Source organism: Enterobacter sp. NFIX58, from assembly GCF_900110475.1.
Lineage (GTDB): Bacteria > Pseudomonadota > Gammaproteobacteria > Enterobacterales > Enterobacteriaceae > Enterobacter > Enterobacter quasiroggenkampii.
Map to the genome: position 1 here is coordinate 1730929 of NZ_FODW01000001.1, position 20089 is coordinate 1751017.

Below are 20089 nucleotides of genomic sequence, written 5' to 3' on the forward strand. Positions count from 1 at the left end.
AGTTAAAGATTTTAATAAAATTACAATGCCGAGCTAAATAAATATTTTATTGAGAGGGCTTGCTTTGCATAAAAAATAAGCATAACTATATATTCTCACAGATGACTCTTCAATTTTTTTATGTGCTCGATCAATTTCTTTTAACAGATACTCTTGATTCATGAGAGATCCATTTATTTGACATTCTTCAATCTTAGTCAAAATACGGCTATACTCTATAAAATTAGAGATTATAGTTCCACCTAATTCAGAAAAATTATAAACATCCCTATTAAAATCTAAAGAAAAATTTTTCTTGATTACCTGTCCTCTTTTTCGTAGCGAGTTTTCGAGGCTAGACATCGAGCTATAAATATCATCAAGTGAACCGATAAGAATTGTAGCCTCCTGCATTTTTGATAAAAAATCAAGGGAGCTAGTTTGTTTATCAAAATTTTGATAATTGCTTAGCCATTGTTTCACCTCTCCATTGATAAGCATTACTTTTTTTAAACGAGCTTCTAGTTCAGTGGCATTTTTTTCAACAAAATCAATGGCGAATGAAATTGCCGACTCATCTAATTTTTGTTTGAACCAGTTCGGCGCGGACCTATACACTTTCCAAGCAATAAGGAGAGTGCCTGCACTGCTCATCGCTGAAATCCAGTCAGTTACTGAACCAAAATCTAAGCTATGCCATACGCTGTTTTTAAATATTGCACCGGCAACAATCACTACACACAAACCTGCAAGACATACTGGAATTACTAAAATAATTATCAACCATTTAAATACTAATTTCATTTAGCCAAACCATTTCCAAGTTAATTAATGACTGCGATTTATGAAAAAATCTAATTTACGATGTAAAGACAGTATATTATATAGTTATCCGAATTAACTAAATGATACAGAACTCACACAATATATCCAATTGTAAACACTCATTGGCTAGCACACATACTTGCATAAATTTCCGTAGTTGGCACAAAGAGGACGAAATTTTCACACACTTCCATATACTGCTGTAAGCAAAACTATCAACCACAGCACTCCTTTTCACCCAGCATCCCTTAATACACTAAGAAAATCAAACATATACCAAAACCGAGCCATACCATCCACTTTAATCTCTCACCACCACCTCTTAAAGTATTCGCACTCATTAAATGAGCGCCGTAATCACGGGCATGTAGAAACTGCACTCCCATCGTAGTTTCCACATTGTCAACTCACCAACCACTACCTATAATGTTTCCAATCTGGAAACAAAGGGCAAGGATGCACGTAGTCTCAAGAGCGCCTTTCGATACGGCGGCCAGATATTTTCCCAATGGATCACTCGCCCTGGACGACCTTTACCGGGTACTAAAGAAGGAACACTACTCGTCACCAGGCGATATGCGAAAAGCGCTTTCCCAACCTGGACCGGATGAAATACCGGGAAAAATGGTGGGTCATTGATGTAGGTGGCGGACATTTAAGAATAATATTTTTTGCTGATTTTGAGCGGGGAAAGATCTTCATTAAACACATCAGCACGCAGAGTATGACAAGCTCACGGACTACTACCGGAGAACAAAAGAATGAATTACGAAGCAGCCCTCAAAGCGGCAAACGATTTGACAAACGAGCTTCCCTTCCTGGGCTCAAGCCCGTCGCAACAAGATTACGAGGATGCTCTGGCGATGGTGGAACACCTTATTGAGCACGACCCCGATAGCCCGCTGGTAGAGATGCTTACCGCGAAAATCGATAAATACGAAAACGAGTCTCCGGAGTTTGCAGAATTTAACGCGCGTGTTGCCCGCATTCCGTCAGGCGTTGCGTTATTACGAACGTTGATGGATCAGCACCAACTCACTCAGAGCGATTTCGAGAATGAGATTGGTAAGAAGTCTCTGGTGAGTCGGATCCTTAATGGACAGCGCACATTGACCCTGGATCATATGCGGGCGCTGGCGAAGCGTTTCGGTTTGCCTGTGAGTGCGTTTGTGGGGAAGTGATCGCGAGCAGACTCTGTGCACCCATTCTGCGATAATGAGTGGTTCACATAAAAGAACAAAGGAATGCTGATGAAAACGATTGAAGAACTACGAAACGAGCTTCTAAAAATAGGTGAGCAACTTGGGGGAGGCACAAGACCAAATCATTATTTTTTTATTCCTGACCAACCTGATGGGGTTGCAACTCCCTATCTGGAAATTCATGGTAAAGAATATCATTTTATCATCAGTGAAAGGGGTCTTGAAATACAGCGAAAAGTAACGCTCAGTGACGATGAAATTCTTTATTGGTTTGTGGAGAGTGCCGTGGCGGGGCTGGCCTCAGCCTATGCAGCAAAACATTCATCTGAACGGGAATTCAGAGAGGTTTATTTCAGAAAGGAATACAGTTCAATGCTCTCAATCAAGCCCGAATGGGCAACAAGAAAGCGCAAAGAAATCACTCAGCTTCTCCATTCGCAAAGAAGCGAACATCGTTAACCCAACCGGCTCGTTACATTTACTGCCCTATCCCCCTCTCTTTTCCTGGTGATTGCCTGCAGCACGCCATCTGATACTCTGGCTGCACTCAAGGAATGACAAGGAAGAGAAATGCTGAATCCTGGATTCGTAACCCGCAAAGCACTTGCTCAGTGGCAGGATGTCCCCGTTTTTTTACCTCAGTTCCAGTTTCATGAAAAACACCGAACGGTCATTCATACTGCGCACCCTGAACATATTCTGCCGTTGATTGCCAACTTTGACGTCCGGCAAGATGCTGTGATTCGTCGGTTGATGGCTTTGCGGCAATTACCGCAAAAACTTCTGCGCGATCAGCAGGCTGGCTCAATTAGCAACTTTGGTCTGCACAGTTTCACCCTTTTGAAAGATTCAGCATCGGAGCTTTGCTATGGCTTAAGAGGGCAATTCTGGCGTGCAGATTTCGGTCTGGAAAACGTGCCGGATGCCAGCGCGTTTCAGACGCCTACCGTGCCGGGCAGCGCGACACTGTTGCTGCGCTACCAGGTAAAGGAACTGGCGCCAGGCCAGCATGAACTCAGTACGGAAACGTTCGTCTTTTGCCCGGACAGAAGCACCCGGCTCAGGATGGCGGCTTACTGGCTGGTAATACGGGCGGGCAGCGGCTGGATCCGCAGGAGAACGCTGAAAGCGGTTAGGATGAATATCGAGAAGCTGGACTGAAGTGCAACAGAGAACTTTATGGTGTTCAGTGTTAGCACTTTACTTTAAATATTCGTTTCCGGTCGGGAACTGTCGGAAAGAAATGTTTGAAGAACCGTTATTAGCAAAGAGCGGTCCCTGGTAGGGACTTAGAATGAATATCTGTGCTGCGGGAATCTCCCCTTAACGCAAATTTACTCAAAAAAGTTAGCTGCACAGCATACTTATTTATCAGTCAGTTGCGTTTGTAATAGACTTCGTTTAATCTATTGTAAATCATTAAATACTTCAAAGGTCCATATATGGAATGGGGATGCATAAAGTGTGGGGTCGAAATACCTCAGGACAGAGAGTTTTGCGACAGTTGCGAAGATAAAAACTTCAGGAAAATTGGAGGCTTTCTTTTTCTCCCTCTTATAGGATTAGTGGTTACTGCTGCTTCCTATCTTTTTGCAATGACAGATGCGTTTAAATTTACGATAGAAAATTATTCGCACCTGAATGCAAATGCAAAAATTTTCTTCATAGCTTCACTGGTTATTTATATTGGCGAATTTCTTTTTACAGTCACCGTTCTTTCATTTTTCCTAAGAAAGAAGAAATCGCTACCAAAGCTTTATATTTTGTTTTTAATATCAATCGTGACGACAATGTCATTTAATACCTATTTGCTTTACATATTAATTCCTGGCGCTGAAATTGGCTATAATGAACTTGTACCTATTTTTAGAAACGTGATTTCGGCTTTAATTTGGATTCCCTATTTCATAACCTCTGTTCGTGTAAAAAGAACGTTTATCCGATAAAAAACACGAGTGGCTTCATCATTTTGATGACAGAAGATGCATGGCTATACTAATGCACATACAGTCATCAACACTGAGCGGACGCTATCACCGTCCGCTCATTATACGGAAAGGGCAGAAAAGTGGGTAAGGTCCGCACTGAGTTAAGAACGGACACTCTTGTATAAAGCATGGCGTCGGATTACAGTGAGAGCATTGATTGATAAGTGAGTAAAATCAGAACAGTAGCCAATGAAACAAAAACTTCGCAAACGTAACCAGGACTGGATATCAAGGCAATTACAACGTGCGCGCAAAGAGAAAATGCCGTTAAGTTTCTTTATTAATTTTCCTTCAATACGAGCAACTGCGTGTAATGGTCAGCGCCTTAAACGGCGTGGTCGTCTCAAGCCTGACTGGAGTCGCGCATTGTTTCATCCGGGGTGGGGAGAAGTGCCGATTATTGGACCGCAAGGCTCAGTGTATTGGTTTGAGGGGTTTGATAAGGAACAATTACCTGGAGAATTGATGCCGCTATGGGAAGATGTTTGATTGTATTGACTTTGAATTAATAACTTTCAGTGTAACGCTTAGACAGTGAGAAGTAGAGGCCAATTCTACGCAAAGACTAACGTATTCCTGTTAGCCATTAAACGATTTTATCTGGTTAAAGATAATCTACATAGCTGACCGAATCTGCGTATCCCCAAATTCTATAACCGGTTGATACCTCGATTCCAGGGAGATGAATAGCGCGAAGAATAGTACCTACCATGATATGTTGTTCAATTGAGTTTGTCATAATATCAAGATACTTGATATCCAAATAGCCACCTTCACAGAAATGGTAAAACCACTCGCCATCAACTGCAGATTCATAGCCATTGAGAAAAGTCATTTTCCATAAGGGAGGAGATTCCATGCTAACCATTGCCATGCGGATCTCATTCCATTTTGTATTATTCATGCAGCTATAAAGCATCTGAACCTCCCGGGCTCTGCTCCCGACAGATCAACACGCTACCAGGATAACAACGTAAAATTATGGCACAAAGCTGAAATGCATATTCACTTATCTTCCCCCCTCTCTATCGCCCCACCGCCACTCTCGGGTACGAATCCGTGAACGCGTTTATCACCATGTTCAGAAAAGTGATGGGCAGCACGCCCGCCCATTACTTTGCCGAACGGAAAAACAATAACCGTTAACCCGGCCCCTCGCTCCCCGCCGCCAGCAGCGGCACCACCACGTCGCTGATGGGCACCGCAATGCCGTGTTTACGGCCGTAGCGCTGGATCACGCCGTTGCGGATATCCCACTCCATCGGGCGATCCGCCTGACGGTCAGCGAGAATCGACGTACCCAAATCCACTGGCGCGCGCTGGAAGTTCGCCAGAATCTCTTGCGCCACGTCATCGGCCAGCTTCGCCCCTTCGGCGCGGGCGACAGTAAGCCCCTCGCGCAGGTAGGCCAGCGCAAGCTCGCTGATATCCTCGCGCCTGAACATCCCGGCACGGCGGTTGGCCAGCACCATCAGCCCGGCGACCGCGTTTTGCAGCAGCTTGCGCCAGGCGACGGTAGGGAAATCAGCCGAGAGTTCAACTTCACAGCGCGTACCGCGAAGCGCCTCGACCACCCGCTGCGCCTGAGGCACGTCCGGCAGCGTCAGGCGCGGCTTCGCCCGTAGCCAGACGGAGGCATCCGGCTCGCGCTGCGCCGGGAACCAGACCACCGACGGCAGCACAGTCGCGCCACTGACCAAAGGCTCAAGCTGAGCCTTCTGCTCTACGCCATTTTGCAGGGCACAGACCACCGTATTTTCATCGCACAGCGCGCGCAGCCACCCGGCGCTGTCGGCGTTTTGCGTCGTTTTCACCGCGATAAACACGAGGTCAACGGGGCGCGTGATGGCCGCCGGATCGGTTAATACCGGACCGGGCACCACCGTTTCCCCCTCATCGTGACGCAGGCGTAATTCCGGATGCGCGGTGCGTCCGCAGAGTAGCGGCGTGCGGCCAGCGTCATGCAGTACCGCGGCAACGGTGGTGCCAATCGCACCGGGACCAATCAGCGCAATGGTTGGATAGTCAGACATGAGTCACTCCCCTTTTGCTAAGCCTGCTATCAGTTATACCACCCTGAGACGAGTGCGCCACACCCGTTGTCTATACTCAATATTCACAGACAACGGAGTGCGCCATGCCTTTACCCGATTTTAAATCCTCTGAACCGTTCACCCTTGGCATCGAGCTCGAACTGCAGGTGGTTAACCCGCCGGGGTACGATCTCAGCCAGGACTCCTCCGCGCTCATCGCCGCCGTCAAAGACGACATCAAAGGCGGTGAAGTCAAACACGACATCACCGAAAGCATGCTCGAAATCGCCACCGGCGTGTGTCAGACCATCGATCAGGCGGCGGCGCAGTTCTCGGTGATGCAGCAGAGCATCCTGCGCGCGGCGGCGGAGCAGCACATTCAGATCTGCGGCGGCGGGACGCATCCGTTCCAGAAATGGCAGCGCCAGGAGGTGTGCGACGACGAGCGCTATAACGTCACGCTGGAGCGCTTTGGCTATCTGATTTTGCAGGCGACAGTGTTCGGTCAGCACGTTCACGTCGGCTGCCGGACCGGGGATGACGCCATTTACCTCCTGCACGGCCTGTCGCGCTTTGTGCCGCACTTTATTGCCCTGGCGGCCGCCTCGCCTTACATGCAGGGCACCGACACAAAGTTCTCCTCGTCGCGGCTCAATATCTTCTCCGGGTTCCCGGATAACGGACAGATGCCGTGGGTCAACAGCTGGCAGGAGTTTGAAGGGCTGTTCCGCCGCCTGAGTTCCACCAGCATGATCGACAGCATCAAGGATCTGCACTGGGATATTCGCCCCAGCCCGCATTTTGGCACCGTGGAGGTGCGGGTGATGGATACGCCGCTGACGCTCGGCCACGCGATTAACATCGCCGGGCTGATTCAGGCCACGTCACACTGGCTGCTGACCACGCGGCCGTATAAGCATCAGGAACGGGATTTTCTGCTCTACCGTTTTAACCGTTTTCAGGCGTGTCGCTACGGGCTGGAGGGGATCCTGACGGATGTGCACACCGGCGAGCAACGATCCGTGGCGGAAGACATCGCCTGGCTGCTGGAGCAGGTGGCGCCGTCGGCCGATAAGCTCGGTGCCACAAGCGCAATCAATGAAATTGCCCTGCTGTTAAAGCAGGGCAAGAGCGAGGCGCAGCGCATGCGCGACTTTATCGCCGACGGCGGCTCGCTGATTTCTCTGGTCCAGAAGCACTGCGAGCTGTGGGCGACGAGTCCGTAAGGCCGTGGCCCCACTCACGCAGGCGCTGGAACAGCACGAACAGCGCGGGGATGAACAGAATCCCCACCACGGTCGCCACCAGCATGCCGCTGAAGACCGTGGTGCCGATGATGCGACGGCTCTGGGCGCCTGCGCCGGTCGCCAGCATCATCGGCAGAACGCCGATAATGAACGACACGGCGGTCATCATCACCGCGCGGAAGCGGCGCGAGGCCCCTTCCCGCGCGGCATCGACAATCGCCATTCCGTCCAAACGCCGCGCGCGGGCGAACTCGACGATAAGAATCGCGTTCTTGGCCGCTAACGCGATCAGCAATACCAGACCAATCTGCACGTACACGTCGTTGGCGTATCCGGCCATCCACAGCCAGACCAGCGCCCCGCCGATGGCAAACAGCACCGAGAGCATCACGCTTGCGGGGAGCGTCCAGCTCTCGTACTGGGCGACGAGGAACAGCCATGCCATCACCACCGCCGCCAGCACGATCCAGATCGCCTGATTGCCGGTCTGCTGCTCCTGGTACGACATGCCGCTCCAGGCGTAGTCGTAGCCAGCCGGCAGGCTTTCCGCCAGAATCTCACCCATCGCCGCCATCGCGGTGCTGCTGCTCACCCCAGCCGCTGCCGAGCCGCTCACCGACACGGACGGGAACTGGTTGTACTGCTGCAGGAACGGCGCGCCGACGGTCGGCGTGATGGTGACGAGGTTGCTCAGGCGTACCCGCTCGCCGCTGTTACTGCGCACGAACAGCTCGCTAATCTGCTCGGCGCGCTCGCGCCACTGCATCTCGTTTTGCATCACCACGTGGTAGACGCGGTTGTTGATGCTGAAATCCCCGGCGCGGGTGCCGCCAAAGGCGGTTTGGAGGCTGCTGAAGATGCGCGACACCGGCACGTCAAGATGGGCGGCGCGCTCGCGGTCAACGGTCAGGGTCAGCTGCGGCACGTTGCTGCTCCAGGTGGTGAACACGCGGCTCAGCTGCGGATGCTGGTTAGCTTTCGCCAGCACCTCGCGGGTGACGCGCTCCAGCTCCGCCGGGCTCTGCCCAGCCTGGGCCTGGATGCGCAGGTCGAAGCCGGAGGCGTTGCCCAGCCCCGGCAGTGTCGGCGGCGCGAAGGTCATGATGGTCGCTTCCGGCAGGGCCAGCAGTTGGCGCTGCAGGGTGCCCATCACCTCCTCCAGCGGCGGGCGCTCGCTCCAGTCCTTCAGCATGATGGAGATAAACCCGCCGTTGGAGGCGCTGGTGCCGTTGAGGATGTTAAACCCGGAGACCTGAATCACGTCTTCAACCGCCGGGTTTTTGGCGATTAACTCGCGCGCCGTGGTCATCACCGCTTCGGTGCGCTCCAGCGAAGCCGCTTCCGGCAGCTGAACACTGGCGAAGAAGTAGCCCTGGTCCTCCTGCGGCAGGAAGCCTTTTGGCATCGACGTAAAGCTGAACAGCACGACTGCCGCCGCGCCTGCGGTGGCCAGCAGCGCCAGCCACGGACGCAGGTTTAAGACATTCACGATGCGGGTGTAGAAACCGCGCGTGGCGTCCAGCCCGCGGTTGAAGGCGCGATAAACGGCCGCCGGTTTCTCCGGGCGCGGACGCAGCAGCATCGCGCACAGCGCGGGCGTCAGGGTCAGCGCCACCAGGCTTGAGAGCGTCACGGCGGTGGAGAGCGTCACCGCGAACTGGCGGTAGAGTTCGCCGACAATGCCCGGCAGCAGCGCCACCGGCACAAATACCGCCAGCAGCACCAGCGTCGTCGCGATCACCGGCCCGGCAATCTGGCGCAGCGCCAGCGCGGTCGCCGCCGTGCGGCTCTGCCCTTCCGCCATCAGCGTTTCAACGCTCTCCACCACCACGATGGCGTCATCCACCACCATGGTCAGCGCCAGAATAATGGCAAACAGGCTGAGCGTGTTGGCGGAGTAGCCGAGCGTGTAGAGCACCGCAAAGGTGCCCACCAGCGACACCGGAATGGCGAGGGCGACAATCAGCGTCGCGCGCCAGCTCTGCAGGAACAGGGAAACGACCACCACCACCGCCAGCATCGTCAGCGCCAGCGAGACGCCGATCTCTTTAATGGTCGCGGCGACAAAAGAGGTGGTGTCGAATTTCACCTCATAAACCAGGTCGTCCGGGAAGCGCGTTGAGAGGCGTTCCAGCTCCGCACGTACCGCATCGGCCACGCGCAGGGCGTTGGCGGACGGCGTCGGATAGATACCCAAATAGGCGGAGTCGTGCCCGTTCAGCTGCGCGCCGGAGCTGTAGCTGCGCGAGCCGAGCTCGATGGTGGCGATGTCCTTCAGGCGCACCAGCTGGCCCATCTCCCCGGCGCGGATGATGATGTCGGCAAACTCTTCGGCCTGGCTTAAGCGCCCCAGCCCGTTGATGGTCAGGGTCTGCTGCTGGCCGTTAAACACCGGCGGCGTGCCCACCTGACCCGCCGCGCCCTGTACGTTCTGCTCACGCAACGCCTGCGCCACGTCATCAGTGGTGACGTTCAGGGCGTTCATGCGGTCCGGGCGCAGCCAGATGCGCATGCTGTAGTCGCGCGCGCCGAACATCTGCACCTGCCCAACGCCGGGCAGACGCGACAGCGCCTCGCGCACCTGGGTGCTGGCGTAGTTGCTGACGAACAGCGGCGTGTGGGTGTTATTCGGTGAGTAAAGACTTACCCCCATCATCAGGTTGGTGGCCCGCTTGCGCACCTGCACGCCGTTTTGCTGCGCCTCGGTCGGCAGCTGCGCCACGGCCTGCGCCACGCGGTTTTGCACATCGATGGCCGCGAGATCCGGATCGGTGCCCGCCGCAAAGGTAATGTTCAGGCTGTAAGTGCCTTCATCCGAACTGGTGGACTCCATGTAGAGCATATGGTCCACGCCGTTCAGCTGCGTCTCCAGCGGCGTGGCGATGGCCTCCGCCACGTCCGCGGAGCTGGCACCGGGCCAGCTGGCAGAGACGTTCACCACCGGCGGCGTGATCTGCGGGTACTGCTCCACCGGGATAATCCTCAGCGCAATGGCCCCCAGCAGGGTGATGACCAGCGCAATCACCATCGCGAAGCGCGGGCGTTTGATGAAAAACGTCAGCATGATGGCTCCTTAATTCAGTATCTGGACAACAGCGCCGGGCTGCACGCGCTGCGCGCCGTCAGTAATCGCTCGCTCACCGGGCTTCACGCCAGAGGTGATCTGGAACTGCTGGCTAATCTGACCAGCCACGTTCAGCTGGCGCATTTCGGCGTTGCCGTCGGCATTAACGACCCAGGCAAAGTAGCCGTCGCCGTTCTGCTGGACCGCGGCGGCGGGCAGGGTCAGTACCGGCTGTTCGCTTGCCGGGCGCAAAAACACGTTCACATTGCCGCCGGGCAGCAGCTGATGGCGGGGATTGGCAAACTCGGCGCGCAGCATCACGCTGGCGGTACGCGGGTCAATGCGGTTATCCACTGATGTCAGCTCGCCGCTGACGCGCTGGCCGTTGCTGTCGATCAGCGCCTGCCAGGCACGCTTCATGGCGTTGATATCCGCATGCTGTCCGGCTTTAGCGGCAAACGCCCCCTCTTCCAGCGCAAAGGCGATGCGGATCGGGTCAAGCTGCACCACCTCCACCAAAACGCCGCTCGCCGGGTTGACCAGGCTACCCACGTGGAAGCTGCTGTGCCCCACGCGGCCGTCAATCGGCGAGGTGATGCGGGTGTAGCTCAGGGTGACGTTGCGGGCTTCGAGCCGGGCCTTCGCCTGCTCGAGAGCGGCGCTGGCGACGTCGCGCTGCATGCGGGCGTTGTCCACGTCGTGACGGCTGATGGCGTTGCTGCTGCCGAGACTTTCAAAGCGGGAAAGCTGCTGCTGCGCCTGGCGCAGCGTGGCTTCGGCGCTTTTCACTTCGGCCTGCGCCAGGCGCAGGGCAGCGCGCGGCTCGGCGTCGTCCAGCTCAAACAGCACGTCGCCTTTTTTCACGTACTGCCCGTCGCGGAAGTGGATTTTGGCAATCGCGCCTTCCGTGCGCGCCCGTAGCTCAACGGTGTGAATGGCTTCGATGCGGCCCGGGATCTGGCGCTCGGCGGCGTGGGCGGTTTGCTCCACGGTGGCGACGCGAACGGGAATGGCGGCGAATACGGGTTGCAGGGTACTGACAAGAAGTGCTAACAGGACCGGGAATTTCATGGGAGTACCTCAGCGTTGTTTCTCCCCTCACCCCGGCCCTCTCCCCAAAGGGGCGAGGGAGAAAACCGGGCGGTCCCCTCTCCCCTGTGGGGAGAGGGTTAGGGTGAGGGGTAAGGTTTTCGTTATGCAGCCTTACGGAACCTGCGGGTCAGTCGCTTCTCGATTTCGACGACGAAGAACATCACGCCTGCAACGGCCAGGGTCACAAACCAGTAGCGCAGCGGCAGGGCTTCGGTACCGAACAGCATCTGCATAAACGGCAGGTAGATAATCGCCGCCTGGAGCAGGAACAGCACGCCCGTCACCAGCCAGATCCCTTTGTTCGCCAGCAGACCGCGGTTGAGGGAGAACCCTTCGGTGTTGCGGCAGTTAATCATGTATACCCACTGGGCGCAGACCAGCATCTGCAGCAGCACGGTGCGGATGAACTCCGCGCTGTGGCCGCGCGGAGCCAGCCAGGCTTCCAGCGCAAAGGCGGCGATGGCAATCATGGTGCCGACGAAGGCCACGCGCCAGACGGCGTAGGCGTCCATCACGTGCTGCCCGGTCTGACGCGGCGGACGGCGCATGATGTTGCGCTCGGCGGCCTCAAAGGCCAGGCCGAAGGAGAGCGTGGCGGAGGTGGCCATGTTCATCCACAGAATCAGCACCGGCGTCAGCGGAATGATGTTCCCCGCCAGCAGCGCAATCACAATCAGCAGCCCCTGCGCCAGGTTGGTCGGCATGATGAACAGGATGGTCTTCTTCAGGTTGTCGTAAACGCGACGCCCCTCTTTCACCGCGCTGGCGATGGTGGCGAAGTTATCGTCCGTCAGGACCATGTCCGCCGCCTCTTTGGTCACTTCCGTGCCCTTAATGCCCATCGCAATACCCACGTCCGCCTGACGCAGCGCAGGGGCATCGTTCACGCCGTCGCCGGTCATGCCGACGATTTCGCCTTTGTCCTGCAGCGCTTTCACCAGGCGCAGCTTATGCTCCGGGCTGGTACGGGCGAAGATGTCATACTTCACCGCCGCGTCCGCCAGGGCGGCGTCGTCCATCTTCTCCAGCTCGTAGCCGGTAACCGCCTGCTCGCTGTTGCTGATCCCCAGCATCTGCCCGATGCTCATTGCCGTCTGCGGGTGATCGCCGGTGATCATCTTCACGCGGATCCCCGCCTGCTGGCAGGCGTTAATCGCGTCAATGGCTTCCGGGCGCGGCGGATCCATCATCCCGGCGATGCCGAGGAAGATCAGGCCGTGGCTCAGGTCATCGTGCGTCAGTTCCTGCTCGCCGTTCGCTGGTTTGAACGCCGCGGCGACCATGCGCAGCCCCTGACGCGCATAGCGCTCCATCTCACTTTCCCAGTACGTGCGGTTGAAGGCTTCTGCACCGTGACGGGTCTGCTGCTGCGCACAGAGGGCGAAAATGACGTCCGGCGCGCCGGTGATCAGGATCTGCTCCTCACCGCCAATCTGGTAGTGGGTGCTCATGTACTTGTACTGCGAGTCGAACGGGATCTTGTTAACCAGCGTGGTCATCACCGGCTCAAGGCTGGCTTTCGCCGCCAGCACCTTCAGCGCGCCCTCGGTTGGGCCGCCGGTGATGCCCCACAGCCCGCGATCGTCCTGAATCAGCTGGCTGTCGTTACACAGGTCGATGGTGCGCAGGTACTGCTCCATCACGGTGCCCGGCTGGATCTGCACCGGCTCGTCGCTGCCTTCCAGGTAGATGTTACCCACCGGCTCGTAGCTGTTGCCGTCCACGCGGTAGCAGGCGTCGGCGGTGATGATGGATTTGACCGTCATCTCGTTCATGGTCAGGGTACCGGTTTTATCCGAGCAGACCACGGTCATCGCGCCGAGCGTTTCAACCGTCGGCAGCTTGCGGATAATCGCCCGCTTGCGCGCCATCGCCTGCACGCCAAGGGAGAGGATGATGGAGATAATTGCCGGCAGACCTTCTGGTACGGAGGCCACCGCCAGGCTAATCAGGGAGAGCAGCAGCTCGCCCATCGGGATCTCGCGGAACACCAGGCTGAAGACAAACAGCGCGGCCATCATTGCAAGGATAATGGCGAAGATCGCTTTACCCAGCTTGTCCATCTGCACCAGCAGCGGCGTACGGTGCTTCTCGATACCCGCCATCATCTGGTTGATGTGGCCGAGTTCCGTATCCTGACCGGTCGCGGTGACCACACCGATGCCGCCGCCCGCGCTGACGGTCGTCCCGGAGAAGACCATATTGGTGCGATCGCCCAGCGGTAATTCGCCGCTCAGAGGATTAACGTGTTTATCCACCACGGTGGATTCACCGGTCAGAATCGCCTCTTCCACACGTAAATTATGAGCTTCAATTAAACGCATATCCGCCGGAATACGATCCCCCGCGCGTAATACAATAATATCGCCCGGGACTATTTCAGTTGTGGGGATTGTTTCATGGTTGCCGTTACGAATAACGCGCGCCTCGCTGGCAAGCATATTACGAATACTCTTCAGGGATTTTTCCGCGTTACTTTCCTGAATATGACCAATTAAGGCATTGATTACCGCCACGCCCAAAATAACCAGCGTATCAACCCAGTGGCCCATTACTGCCGTTAATACGGCGGCGGCCAGCAGGACATAAATCAGCACATCATTAAAATGGGCCAGGAAACGCAGCCAGGCGGGTTTGCCTTTTTTCTCCGGCAGCGCGTTTGGTCCTGTTTTTTGCAGACGCGCCTGCGCCTCTGCACGGTCCAAACCGCTGGCCTGGCTCTGCGCGTGTGCAAGCACCTGCTCTACGGTCTGCTGGTATGCCAGCCCGCCGGAAGGCGGCACGTTCGGAATCACTTTTTTTTCAGTCATCGTATTTTTCCTTCAATTTCCGGTGAACAGAAGCCTGAATTCCTTTCGGGCTTAAATAAATTCATTTTAAAGTCTTGCGGGTAAAATTGATCTACCGCAATATAATGACTTCTCGGTTATTCAAAACTGTTTAAAACTATTTCGATGTTCTGATTTTTACAAAATATTTCTAAACCAAAACTAAACGAGGGGGAACCATGTGGGGTATTTATCGCGGGCGCAGACTGGTGTTATACGTTATCGCGGCCATTGTTATTGCCACGTTAATTGGTTATAGCACCTATACATTTGTAAAATTATTTTCCTGATGCGGACGTTTATTTACATAACGCGATATTAATATAAACGCCGGGTCGTATGTTGTTATTTGTGCGCAGTAATAATGTTTTTGTTTTATTCAAAAAGGTCAGCGGGGCTGATATTGCTTTACGTTACAGAATGCCGGACAATGACATTTTTAACTGACGATTAACATTACGATGAAACACCCGCTAGAATCGCTGCTCACCGCAGGCGGCATTTTATTACTGGCCCTGCTTTCGTGCCTGCTGCTCCCGGCGCCTTCGCTTGGGCTGGTGCTGGCTCAGAAGCTGGTTCAGACCTTTCACATGGTCGATCTTAACCAGCTCTATACCATTCTGTTCTGCGTGTGGTTTTTACTGCTCGGGGCGATTGAGTTCTTCGTGCTGCGTTTCGTCTGGCGACGCTGGTTTTCACTCGCGTCCTGAGCCCATAAAAAAGCCGGGTGGCGGCTACGCCTTACCCGGCCTACACGCGACAGGTTAATGTGTCTGGCTATGGTTCTCTTTACGGTACGCACCCGGCGGCTGGTTGAACGTACGGGTGAAGATACGGGTAAACGTCTGCTGCGAGTCAAACCCGTAACGCAGGCAGATGTCGTACACCCGGGCGTCGGATTCTCGCAGATCGCGCGCCGCCAGCAGCAGCTTACGTTCACGAATATAACGCCCCAGACTCTCCCCTTTGTACTGCATAAACAGCCGCTGCAGGTGCCATTTCGAGTAACCCGCGTGACGGGCAATCTCTTCTATTCGTAATGGCTGGTGCAGATTGTCGTCGATCCATTCGACGATAGTGTCGATGACTTGAGCGGAAATGGTCATACTGCTGTCCCCCTCTGCTTCTCGCTTAAACATTATTCCCACCACGCACGAAAGGTTTGTGCGCTGTCGCTTACCCGGACGGGCTCGCCCAGTTCCGGCGTCAGCAACCGATAATTTTTATCCTTGCTGGCTTTTGCCAGCTGGATCAGCGGATCGTTCCAGGCGTGTTTCGCCAGCACGAAGCGTCCGTTATGCCCGGGCACCACGGCTTTCGCGTTCAGATCCGCCGAGGCCTGCGCCGTTTCCTCCGGCAGCATGTGGATGTACTTCCAGTCCTGGTCGTACTGGCCGTTTTCCATGATGGCGACGTCCACTTCGCCAAACTGTTCACCGATGGCCCTGAAGTGAGGGCCGTAACCGGAATCCCCGCTGTAGTAAACCTTCTGCTCTGGCGTGACGAACATGAAGCTGCCCCACAGGGTGCGATCGCGTTTGATGCCGCGACCGGAGAAATGACGCGCTGGCAGAACGTGCACCGTCAATTCATCGCTGATGCGTACCGACTGGTTCCAGTCGCGCTCGTCAATAATCTCGGGCTTCATCCCCCAGTAACGCAGGTGGGATCCCACGCCCAGCGGCGTGACCACCCGCTTCACCTTCGGCAGTAGCGCCTTGATAGTGGCGTAATCCAGATGATCGTAGTGATCGTGCGAGATAATCAGCAGGTCGATCTCCGGCATGCGTTCAGCACGCCACGGATACTCGCCGGCAAAGGCCTTATTGAGGAACGAAAACGGCGCGGCATAGTTGCCAAGCACCGGGTCAATCAGGATGCGTTTGCCTGCGAGCTGCAGATACCACGAAGAGTGACCGAGCCACACCAGGGTGTCCTGCTCCAGCGGCAGGCTCGCAAGATCGGTTTTCACCAGCGGTAGCGGCTGGGCCGGGCGGGCGTTTTCAGTTTTTTTAGTCAGAAACTCCCACATCGCGACCAGCATATTTTTGTCACCGTTATATCCCGGCGTCGGCAGCGTATTGTGGAATTTCCCCTCGCGATACTGTGGGGAGGCCTCCACTTCGGTGAGGCGTTCACCCTGCGGCGGCTGGCCGAATCCGGCATTCAGAACAAACGGTAAACTCGCGGCTGAAGCAATAATCATGATTAACACCACGCAGATGAAGAGAGGTTTTTTCATATCCTGACCCGAAAACGCGCCCCATCCGATAGCGTGCGCAGGGTAAACTTGATTATGAGTGAGTAAGCACTCATTATAGATATGATGATAAAGTCGTCAAGACGTTTTCGATCTTTGACATTCCGCGTTGCAGCGTGTCAAAGCACGTGTTTCAATCAGGGTTTTTATAATTGACAGGAGGAAAAATTTAGTGGCACGTCCGAAGAGTGAAGATAAAAAACAGGCCTTACTGGAAGCCGCAACGGCGGCGTTTGCACAGTCAGGTATTGCCGCCTCAACGGCGCTCATTGCCCGTAAGGCGGGCGTCGCCGAAGGCACCCTGTTCCGCTACTTTGCTACGAAAGACGATCTGCTGAATGCCCTCTATCTGCATCTGAAGCAGGATCTCTGCCAGACCATGCTGGCAAACCTCGATCGCACAATCACGCTGCCTAAAGAACATACCCGCAATATCTGGAACAGCTATGTGGACTGGGGTATTCGTAACCCCGTTGCGCATGCGGCGATCCGCCAGATTGGCGTCAGTGAAAAGCTGAGCGTCGAAACGGAACAGGCGGTGAAAGAGATGTTTCCGGAGCTGCATGAACTCTGCCGCCGCTCGGTGCGTCAGGTGTTTATGTCTGATGAATTTAAAACATTTGGCGATGCGCTTTTCTTATCGCTGGCCGAAAGTACGATGGAATTTGCCACCCGCGATCCGTCCCGCGCCGTTGAGTTTAAAGCGCTCGGCTTTGAGGTGATGTGGCGCGGGCTTGCCCAGGAAGAGAGCGATGGACAGTAAAACGTTGCAGGAGCACGCAAAACGCGTGGCGCTGGAACTGCCGTTCACTGAACACTGCTGGCCGTTTGGGCCGGAGTTTGACGTGTTTAAAGTGGGTGGAAAAATTTTCATGATTGTGGCCGTCGCACACGAGCGGCCGCACGTCAGCCTGAAGTCAGACCCGGAGAAATCGCTGTTAAACCAGCAGATTTATCGCGGCGTTGAACCGGGCTATCACCTCAACAAAAAGCACTGGATCTCCCTTTACGGTACGGACGACGTGACGCCGGAACTGGTTACCGATCTTATCAATGATTCCTGGCATCTGGTGGTGGATAAACTGCCGAAAAAAGACCAGAAGTGGATCCGGCCGGTCTGATTGTTCGTCTGAGACGAACAGATTAAACGCTCGAATTGCCCTTATCTTTTTCCCCGTCCCGCTGTAATCTGCTCATCTTTCGCGCCCGCACGCGGGCGAATTTCATCATCAGGAGTTGTTATGGATATCATTTCTGTTGCGCTGAAACGCCACTCCACCAAGGCGTTCGACGCAAGCAAAAAACTGACCGCTGAAGAAGCGGAAAAAATCAAAACCCTGCTGCAGTACAGCCCGTCCAGCACCAACTCCCAACCGTGGCACTTCATTGTGGCCAGCACCGAGGAAGGAAAAGCGCGCGTGGCGAAATCCGCGGCAGGCACCTATGTGTTCAATGAACGCAAAATGCTGGATGCCTCTCACGTGGTGGTGTTCTGCGCGAAAACCGCGATGGACGATGCCTGGCTGGAGCGCGTTGTCGATCAGGAAGAAGCCGACGGTCGCTTCAACACCCCGGAAGCCAAAGCCGCGAACCATAAGGGCCGCACCTATTTCGCCGACATGCACCGCGTGGATCTGAAAGATGACGACCAGTGGATGGCGAAGCAGGTTTACCTGAACGTCGGCAACTTCCTGCTGGGCGTGGGCGCTATGGGTCTGGACGCGGTACCGATCGAAGGTTTCGACGCCGCGATCCTCGACGAAGAGTTTGGCCTGAAAGAGAAAGGCTTCACCAGCCTGGTAGTGGTGCCGGTTGGGCATCACAGCGTGGAAGATTTCAACGCCACGCTGCCGAAATCTCGCCTGCCGCTGAGCACGATTGTGACCGAGTGCTAATCCCTCCTGGCACGCTGGGTTCCGGCGTGCCTGTTTCAATAAAGCGTAATCTGCGGGTGTTTAATCCCACACACCAGCGCATAACGCGTTAACGTATCAAGGCTTGCCCGGGTAATATTCGCTTCCATTCTGGATACCGTGGGTGCGCTGACGCCCATCCGTTCAGCCACCTGCGCGCGCGTCAGGCCAGCATGGTCTCGCCATTGCGCCAGCATCTCTCGCAGGCGTTCCTTGCGCTCTTCTGCATCAAAAGAAGCCTGCACTTCTGAATTGCTTAACAGTTCCGCTCTGAGTTCATCCCAGTCAATAATCTTTTTGCTCATCCAACATCTCCTGTTGTCGTTTCAATGCCAGACGGAGTTCAGCAGAGGGCGTTTTTTGCGTTTTCTTGATAAATACCCGCAGCAGAAAAATTGTCTTTTACCGCTGATAAACGTAGATCCCACGAGTGTGGATCAGCCCGACGGTTCTGATTTCAAACAAACCATAGGGTAAGGGTTTGCTGTCAGGTTCTCTCAGTACTGTCGGATTGGTGCGTAATTTATCAAGCTGTCGAATCAGCTTCGCCTGCACCCCAGCAGGCAGTGAGAGAATCTCTTCCCTTACCGCCTCATGAACGATAAGTCTGAACACGATATTTCATCCCTGTGAATATTAGCATATAAGGCAATTTGCATTAAAGGCTAATTTAGCTTTTCGTGTCCCACCTTACCCGTTTTTAACAGACAGAACCGGATCCGCTTTGATTACATGAAAGCCCCTCGCAAAAAACTTACTTTCCCTGCGCCGCCAGCCACTCCATCGCCCGCTCTCCCGCTTCATCCACCGGCAGATACACCAGCAGCCGCGATCCGTTTCGCGGCGCGGAATACCAGTACATCTGCTGCAGCGTAAAATCCCCCAGCTCGGGATGGGTAAACAGCTTGAGCTGATTCTCCACGCCGCGCACGTCGTTGCGCTGGTGCCACAGGGTTTTGAACTCTTCGGACACCGCGAAGAAGCGCGCCAGTTTGGCCTCCCACAGCGGGTCACCCCGGTGTTCGGCCATCGCCGCCCGGAAATAGGAGACAAAAATGGGCAGCACGTCGTCGCGTCTGCCGAGGCGCGCGCGCCACGCCGGATGCGTGAGGAACAGATAAATACAGTTGCGATCTTCGGGAGGGATGTCATTGAAATCGACGCCCATCAAGTGCCCGAAGCTGTCGTTCCACGCCACGATATCGAAGTTCGGTTTTTGAATGCTCGCGGGTTTCGGCATCAGCGTATCCAGCAGGCGTCGGGTGCCTTCGCTGATGCCTTCACAGCAGACCGCCTGTGGTGCTTCACCCGGCGGCAAACCCGCTAACACAAAAAGGTGCCGGGCCTCGGTCGGGGTGCATTGCAGCGCTTTTGCCACGGCCGCCATCACCGCGCTGGACGGATTGACGTCCCTGCCCTGCTCAAGCCAGGTGTACCAGGTCACGCCCACGTCAGCGAGCATCGCCACCTCTTCCCGGCGCAGACCCGGCGTGCGGCGACGACCGCTGCGCGGCAAGCCGAGACGCTGCGGATCGAGGCTTTCACGCCTGGCGCGTAAAAATGCCCCGAGCTGTTTTCGGGTGTCATCCTGAAGTGAGACGACGGGTTCAGACATCAGCGCCATAAATCCCCCTGCATGGTAGTGCCAGTACCAGTAT

General features: G+C 55.1%; 20 protein-coding genes and 3 pseudogenes. 12 read left to right on the forward strand and 11 right to left on the reverse strand.

Annotation, left to right across the window (positions count from 1 at the left end):
* Window positions 1–33 precede the first annotated feature (33 nt).
* Window positions 34–783, reverse strand: a complete 750-nt coding sequence (locus tag BMW97_RS08500; protein WP_126534564.1) for a hypothetical protein — start codon at window positions 781–783, stop codon at window positions 34–36.
* A gap of 477 nt (window positions 784–1260) precedes the next feature.
* Here BMW97_RS08500 and BMW97_RS08505 point away from each other — a divergent pair.
* The 6 genes and pseudogenes from BMW97_RS08505 to BMW97_RS23840 all read left to right on the forward strand — a co-directional run bounded on the left by BMW97_RS08505 (window position 1261) and on the right by BMW97_RS23840 (window position 4483).
* Window positions 1261–1569, forward strand: a pseudogene (locus tag BMW97_RS08505) (type II toxin-antitoxin system HigB family toxin).
* Window positions 1566–1985, forward strand: coding sequence for a helix-turn-helix domain-containing protein (locus tag BMW97_RS08510; protein ID WP_045909658.1), 420 nt, complete (start codon window positions 1566–1568; stop codon window positions 1983–1985). Before BMW97_RS08505 ends, BMW97_RS08510 begins: the two are co-directional and overlap by 4 nt.
* 69 nt (window positions 1986–2054) lie before the next feature.
* Window positions 2055–2465, forward strand: coding sequence for an Imm63 family immunity protein (locus BMW97_RS08515; protein WP_045909659.1), 411 nt, complete (start codon window positions 2055–2057; stop codon window positions 2463–2465).
* A 111-nt stretch (window positions 2466–2576) separates the two neighbouring features.
* Complete coding sequence (locus BMW97_RS08520; RefSeq protein ID WP_045909660.1) at window positions 2577–3167, forward strand: hypothetical protein; 591 nt, start codon at window positions 2577–2579, stop codon at window positions 3165–3167.
* 281 nt (window positions 3168–3448) lie between these two features.
* Window positions 3449–3952, forward strand: coding sequence for a DUF2569 domain-containing protein (locus tag BMW97_RS08525; protein ID WP_045909661.1), 504 nt, complete (start codon window positions 3449–3451; stop codon window positions 3950–3952).
* Window positions 3953–4183: 231 nt separating this feature from the next.
* Window positions 4184–4483, forward strand: coding sequence for a hypothetical protein (locus BMW97_RS23840; protein WP_126534563.1), 300 nt, complete (start codon window positions 4184–4186; stop codon window positions 4481–4483).
* Window positions 4484–4598: 115 nt separating this feature from the next.
* Here the strand turns inward: BMW97_RS23840 and BMW97_RS08530 are convergent, their stop codons facing one another.
* The gene (locus tag BMW97_RS08530) at window positions 4599–4913 is read right to left on the reverse strand and encodes a DUF6678 family protein (RefSeq protein ID WP_052714375.1); all 315 of its coding nucleotides are present in this window, start codon (window positions 4911–4913) and stop codon (window positions 4599–4601) included.
* Window positions 4914–5032: 119 nt separating this feature from the next.
* Between BMW97_RS08530 and BMW97_RS24300 the strand changes: the two are divergent.
* Window positions 5033–5140, forward strand: a pseudogene (locus BMW97_RS24300) (AraC family transcriptional regulator); the annotation flags it as partial.
* Here BMW97_RS24300 and BMW97_RS08535 read toward each other — a convergent pair.
* Window positions 5137–6027, reverse strand: a complete 891-nt coding sequence (locus tag BMW97_RS08535) for an oxidoreductase (RefSeq protein ID WP_045909662.1) — start codon at window positions 6025–6027, stop codon at window positions 5137–5139. The pseudogene BMW97_RS24300 and the gene BMW97_RS08535 sit on opposite strands and share 4 nt — an antisense overlap.
* A gap of 104 nt (window positions 6028–6131) precedes the next feature.
* On the opposite strand from BMW97_RS08535, the gene BMW97_RS08540 reads away from it, so the two are divergent.
* Entirely contained in the window at window positions 6132–7253 is a 1122-nt protein-coding gene (locus BMW97_RS08540) for a YbdK family carboxylate-amine ligase (protein WP_045909663.1), read from the forward strand.
* On the opposite strand, the gene BMW97_RS08545 is transcribed toward BMW97_RS08540, so the two are convergent.
* The 3 genes from BMW97_RS08545 to BMW97_RS08555 form a co-directional block, all read right to left on the reverse strand.
* Window positions 7183–10338, reverse strand: a complete 3156-nt coding sequence (locus BMW97_RS08545; RefSeq protein ID WP_090392645.1) for an efflux RND transporter permease subunit — start codon at window positions 10336–10338, stop codon at window positions 7183–7185. The two genes, BMW97_RS08540 and BMW97_RS08545, sit on opposite strands and share 71 nt — an antisense overlap.
* Before the next feature lie 9 nt (window positions 10339–10347).
* A complete protein-coding gene (locus BMW97_RS08550; RefSeq protein ID WP_045909665.1) occupies window positions 10348–11409 on the reverse strand; it encodes an efflux RND transporter periplasmic adaptor subunit in 1062 nt (353 codons plus the stop codon).
* 122 nt (window positions 11410–11531) lie between these two features.
* Window positions 11532–14240 (reverse strand): cation-transporting P-type ATPase, encoded by a 2709-nt coding sequence (locus BMW97_RS08555; protein ID WP_045909666.1) that lies wholly within the window; start codon window positions 14238–14240, stop codon window positions 11532–11534.
* Between the two features lie 479 nt (window positions 14241–14719).
* On the opposite strand from BMW97_RS08555, the gene BMW97_RS08560 reads away from it, so the two are divergent.
* Window positions 14720–14968, forward strand: a complete 249-nt coding sequence (locus BMW97_RS08560) for a DUF1158 domain-containing protein (RefSeq protein WP_013097677.1) — start codon at window positions 14720–14722, stop codon at window positions 14966–14968.
* 54 nt (window positions 14969–15022) lie between these two features.
* Here BMW97_RS08560 and BMW97_RS08565 read toward each other — a convergent pair whose 3' ends face one another.
* Window positions 15023–15364: a RamA family antibiotic efflux transcriptional regulator gene (locus BMW97_RS08565; RefSeq protein ID WP_010428317.1), complete on the reverse strand. Its 342-nt coding sequence runs from the start codon at window positions 15362–15364 to the stop codon at window positions 15023–15025.
* A gap of 32 nt (window positions 15365–15396) precedes the next feature.
* Window positions 15397–16500 carry an MBL fold metallo-hydrolase gene (locus BMW97_RS08570; RefSeq protein WP_045909667.1) on the reverse strand — a complete coding sequence of 368 codons (1104 nt, stop codon included), beginning with the start codon at window positions 16498–16500 and terminating at the stop codon, window positions 15397–15399.
* 190 nt (window positions 16501–16690) lie between these two features.
* On the opposite strand from BMW97_RS08570, the gene BMW97_RS08575 reads away from it, so the two are divergent.
* The 3 genes from BMW97_RS08575 to nfsB all read left to right on the forward strand — a co-directional run bounded on the left by BMW97_RS08575 (window position 16691) and on the right by nfsB (window position 18413).
* Window positions 16691–17281, forward strand: coding sequence for a TetR/AcrR family transcriptional regulator (locus tag BMW97_RS08575; RefSeq protein WP_045909668.1), 591 nt, complete (start codon window positions 16691–16693; stop codon window positions 17279–17281).
* Window positions 17271–17639: an MmcQ/YjbR family DNA-binding protein gene (locus BMW97_RS08580; protein ID WP_045909669.1), complete on the forward strand. Its 369-nt coding sequence runs from the start codon at window positions 17271–17273 to the stop codon at window positions 17637–17639. The genes BMW97_RS08575 and BMW97_RS08580 overlap by 11 nt, the downstream gene beginning before the upstream one ends.
* 120 nt (window positions 17640–17759) lie before the next feature.
* The gene (nfsB, locus tag BMW97_RS08585) at window positions 17760–18413 is read left to right on the forward strand and encodes an oxygen-insensitive NAD(P)H nitroreductase (RefSeq protein WP_024906901.1); all 654 of its coding nucleotides are present in this window, start codon (window positions 17760–17762) and stop codon (window positions 18411–18413) included.
* A gap of 35 nt (window positions 18414–18448) precedes the next feature.
* Here the strand turns inward: nfsB and BMW97_RS08590 are convergent, their stop codons facing one another.
* The 3 genes and pseudogenes from BMW97_RS08590 to BMW97_RS08600 all read right to left on the reverse strand — a co-directional run bounded on the left by BMW97_RS08590 (window position 18449) and on the right by BMW97_RS08600 (window position 20055).
* On the reverse strand, window positions 18449–18736 hold the full coding sequence (locus tag BMW97_RS08590; protein WP_045909670.1) for a helix-turn-helix domain-containing protein: 288 nt from the start codon (window positions 18734–18736) through the stop codon (window positions 18449–18451).
* A pseudogene (locus BMW97_RS08595) lies at window positions 18717–19046 on the reverse strand (type II toxin-antitoxin system RelE/ParE family toxin). Before BMW97_RS08595 ends, BMW97_RS08590 begins: the two are co-directional and overlap by 20 nt.
* Before the next feature lie 139 nt (window positions 19047–19185).
* Window positions 19186–20055 carry a helix-turn-helix transcriptional regulator gene (locus tag BMW97_RS08600; RefSeq protein WP_045909671.1) on the reverse strand — a complete coding sequence of 290 codons (870 nt, stop codon included), beginning with the start codon at window positions 20053–20055 and terminating at the stop codon, window positions 19186–19188.
* Window positions 20056–20089: the final 34 nt, after the last annotated feature.